5 protein-coding genes are annotated in these 4,194 nt (G+C 54.9%); all 5 read left to right on the forward strand.

What is annotated here, in order from left to right; all coding sequences use genetic code 11:
• Positions 1-1,612: translation elongation factor 4 (lepA, locus tag M0974_RS16755; RefSeq protein ID WP_297838987.1), on the forward strand; the 1,612-nt coding region annotated here is incomplete at its 5' end.
• 5 nt (positions 1,613-1,617) lie between these two features.
• The gene (gene lepB, locus M0974_RS16760) at positions 1,618-2,472 is read left to right on the forward strand and encodes a signal peptidase I (protein WP_297838990.1); all 855 of its coding nucleotides are present in this window, start codon (positions 1,618-1,620) and stop codon (positions 2,470-2,472) included.
• 113 nt (positions 2,473-2,585) lie between these two features.
• Positions 2,586-2,963 carry a DUF4845 domain-containing protein gene (locus tag M0974_RS16765; protein ID WP_297838992.1) on the forward strand — a complete coding sequence of 126 codons (378 nt, stop codon included), beginning with the start codon at positions 2,586-2,588 and terminating at the stop codon, positions 2,961-2,963.
• Positions 2,960-3,649, forward strand: coding sequence for a ribonuclease III (gene rnc, locus M0974_RS16770; protein WP_297838994.1), 690 nt, complete (start codon positions 2,960-2,962; stop codon positions 3,647-3,649). Before M0974_RS16765 ends, rnc begins: the two co-directional genes overlap by 4 nt.
• Positions 3,642-4,194 (forward strand): GTPase Era (gene era, locus M0974_RS16775; protein ID WP_297838995.1); only part of this gene is annotated, 553 nt, incomplete at its 3' end. The genes rnc and era, both read left to right, overlap by 8 nt.

Here is a 4,194-nt window from a genome sequence, read left to right on the forward strand (position 1 = left end):
CCTGTATTACAAAGCGCTGGACGGCAAAACCTATCAGTTGAACTTCATTGATACCCCGGGCCACGTGGACTTCACCTATGAAGTCAGCCGGTCCTTGGCCGCCTGCGAAGGCGCGCTGCTGGTCGTCGATGCGGGGCAAGGGGTTGAGGCTCAGTCCGTTGCCAACTGCTACACCGCTATCGAGCAGGGCCTTGAGGTCATGCCGGTACTGAACAAAATCGACTTGCCGCAGGCCGATCCTGACCGCGTCAAGGAAGAGATCGAAAAGATCATCGGTATTGATGCCACCGACGCAGTTGCCTGCTCGGCCAAGACCGGCGTCGGCGTTGACGAAGTGCTGGAGCGTCTGGTTCATACCATTCCTGCACCAACCGGTGATATCGAAGCGCCGCTGCAAGCACTGATCATCGACTCCTGGTTCGACAACTACCTTGGCGTTGTGTCGCTGGTGCGTGTGCGCCACGGTCGTGTGCGCAAAGGCGACAAAATTCTGGTGAAGTCCACCGGTAAAATGCACTTGGTGGACAGCGTGGGTGTGTTCTCGCCCAAGCACACACAGACCGTTGATCTGAAAGCTGGCGAAGTAGGCTTCATCATCGCTGGCATCAAAGACATCCACGGCGCCCCTGTCGGCGACACATTGACTCTGAGCACCACGCCCGATGTAGACGTGTTGCCAGGCTTCAAACGTGTGCAACCGCAGGTATATGCCGGTCTGTTTCCGGTCAGTTCGGACGATTTCGAAGACTTCCGCGAAGCGCTGCAAAAGCTGACGCTGAACGACTCATCCCTGCAATACGCGCCGGAAAGCTCCGACGCACTGGGCTTTGGCTTCCGTTGTGGCTTCCTCGGCATGCTCCACATGGAGATCATCCAGGAGCGTCTGGAGCGTGAATACGATCTGGACCTGATCACCACGGCCCCAACGGTAATTTTTGAATTACTGTTGAAGACCGGTGAAACGATCCTCGTTGATAACCCGTCCAAGCTTCCTGATCAGTCCACGATCGAGGACATGCGCGAGCCGATCGTGCGGGCCAATATTCTTGTGCCCCAAGAGCACCTGGGCAACGTCATTACGCTGTGCATCGAGAAACGCGGTGTACAACATGACATGTTGTTCCTGGGCACTCAGGTACAAGTGACTTACGACCTGCCGATGAACGAAGTGGTTTTGGACTTCTTCGACCGTCTCAAGTCAGTGAGCCGCGGGTATGCGTCTCTGGATTACCATTTCAACCGTTACCAGTCTGCAAACCTGGTCAAGCTTGATGTCTTGATCAACGGTGAAAAAGTCGACGCACTTGCGTTGATCGTGCACCGTGACAACGCGAACTTCAAAGGTCGCGCGCTGACCGAAAAGATGAAAGAACTGATTCCTCGGCAGATGTTCGACGTGGCAATCCAGGCCGCCATTGGCGGGCAGGTTGTGGCGCGTACAACCGTCAAGGCGCTCAGAAAGAACGTACTGGCCAAATGTTACGGTGGTGACGTCAGCCGTAAACGTAAATTGCTCGAGAAGCAAAAGGCCGGTAAAAAACGCATGAAGCAAGTCGGTAACGTGGAAATTCCACAGGAAGCCTTCCTTGCAGTGCTCAGGTTGGATAGTTAGGTCCTATGTCACTAAATTTCCCGCTGTTGTTGGTCATCGCCGTTTTCGTGTGCGGTTTGCTTGCGTTGCTCGATCTGGTCGTTCTGGCGCCACGCCGGCGCACCGCGATATCGACGTATCAGGGCAGCGTCAGCCAGCCGGACGTCGCCGTCCTAGAGCGACTGAATAAAGAGCCTCTGCTGGTTGAATACGGCAAATCGTTCTTTCCAGTGCTGTTCATCGTGTTGATCCTGCGCTCCTTTCTGGTAGAGCCTTTCCAGATTCCGTCGGGATCGATGAAGCCCACGCTGGATGTGGGTGATTTCATCTTGGTGAACAAGTTCTCCTACGGGATTCGCTTGCCAGTGCTGGATCAAAAAGTGATTCAGATCGGCGACCCGCAGCGCGGCGATGTCATGGTGTTTCGCTACCCAAGCGACCCTAGCGTCAACTACATCAAGCGTGTAGTCGGTTTGCCGGGTGATCAGATTCGCTACACCAGCGACAAGCGCTTGTTTATCAATGGTGAACTGGTGGCCAAGCAACTGCTCGGTTCAGAGCCCGGTACATTGGGCAGTGCTGAGCTGTATCAAGAAAAACTGGGCGAAGTAGAGCACCAGATTCGTCAGGAAATGACCCGTTACCGCGCGGTTCCGGACCATGAGTGGACGGTGCCAGCCGCGCACTATTTCATGATGGGTGACAACCGCGATAACTCTAACGACAGCCGTTTTTGGGATGATCCCAATATTCCGAAAGACGAGCTGGGCATGGTCCCGGATAAAAATATTGTCGGCAAAGCCTTCGCTGTCTGGATGAGCTGGCCTGAGCCAAAACTGAGCCACTTGCCGAATTTCTCGCGAGTTGGCCTGATCAAGTAGCCAATACGGCGCTGTTACTCAACAGCGCCGTATGTCATTTAGGCTGGCTTGAAACGCTGGCAACGCAACAGCAATCTTGCTGGCAAATACAGCAGCTACGCTTGAGGTCGACCATGACATACGCCGGTTCACAGAAAGGCTTGTCGCTTTTTGGGTGGTTGCTGGCTTTGGCGCTGGTAGCTTTCGCAGCCAGCACGGCGATGAAGGTAGTTCCGCACTATCTCGACTATATGTCGATGAAGAAAATTATTAGCTCGGTCGAAACCGACAAAACGCTGGAAATTACGACGGTCAGCGAATTTTACAACCATGTCAGTAAAGGCATGCAGGTCAACAGCATTCGGGATTTGGATTTGAACAAGGCGTTAAGTGTAACGGTGGAGAACAACAGGTTCCTCGCCCATTTGAAATACGAAGAGCGCGAACCACTGATCCAGAACATTGATCTGGTGATGACGTTCGACCACGAATTCAGCGTGGCTAAACCGTGAGCGTATCCCTGAGTCGCCTGGAGCGTCAGCTCGGCTACACTTTTAAAGATCAGGAGCTAATGGTCCTGGCCCTTACACACCGCAGCTTTGCCGGGCGTAACAACGAGCGCCTGGAATTTCTGGGTGATGCCATTTTGAACTTCGTTGCCGGGGAGGCCTTGTTTGATCGCTTCCCACTGGCGCGTGAAGGTCAGTTGTCGCGGCTCCGGGCGCGGCTGGTGAAAGGTGAAACATTGGCAGTGCTGGCCAGAGGTTTCGACTTGGGCGAGTACTTGCGTCTGGGTTCTGGTGAATTGAAGAGCGGCGGTTTCCGTCGCGAATCAATTTTGGCCGACGCCCTTGAAGCGCTGATCGGTGCGATCTATCTGGATGCAGGCATGGACATGGCGCGTGAGCGTGTATTGGCCTGGCTGACCACCGAGTTCGATAGCCTGACGCTGGTCGACACCAACAAAGATCCGAAAACCCGCCTGCAAGAGTTTTTGCAGTCGCGCGCCTGTGATCTGCCACGTTACGAAGTGGTGGATATCCAGGGCGAGCCGCACTGCCGAATGTTTTTCGTCGAGTGTGAGATCACCTTATTGAATGAAAAAAGCCGTGGTCAGGGTGTCAGCCGTCGTATTGCCGAACAGGTAGCAGCGGCCGCAGCACTCATTGCCCTCGGCGTGGAGAACGGCAATGACTGATTCAACCGCAACACGCTGTGGCTATGTTGCCATTGTTGGCCGGCCCAACGTGGGCAAGTCCACGCTGCTGAACCACATCCTCGGACAAAAGCTGGCGATCACTTCGCGCAAGCCGCAGACCACCCGTCACAACATGCTCGGCATCAAAACCGAAGGCCCGATTCAAGCGGTCTACGTCGACACCCCCGGCATGCACAAGAACGGTGAAAAAGCGCTGAACCGCTACATGAACAAAACTGCTTCGGCTGCGTTGAAAGACGTCGACGTGGTTATTTTCGTGGTGGACCGTACCCGCTGGACCGACGAAGACCAAATGGTTCTCGAGCGTGTGCAGTACGTGCAGGGCCCGTTGATTATTGCGATCAACAAGACTGACCGCCTGGATGACAAGGCCGCGTTGATGCCGCACCTGGAGTGGCTGCAACGCCAACTGCCGAACGCGCAGATCGTGCCGATCTCCGCACAGCAAGGTCACAACCTTGAGGCGCTGGAAGGCTTGATCGCCGCCCATTTGCCGGAAAACGAACACTTCTTCCCGGAAGATC

The sequence above is a fragment of the Pseudomonas sp. genome, from assembly GCF_026224925.1.
In the GTDB taxonomy this organism is placed as follows: domain Bacteria; phylum Pseudomonadota; class Gammaproteobacteria; order Pseudomonadales; family Pseudomonadaceae; genus Aquipseudomonas.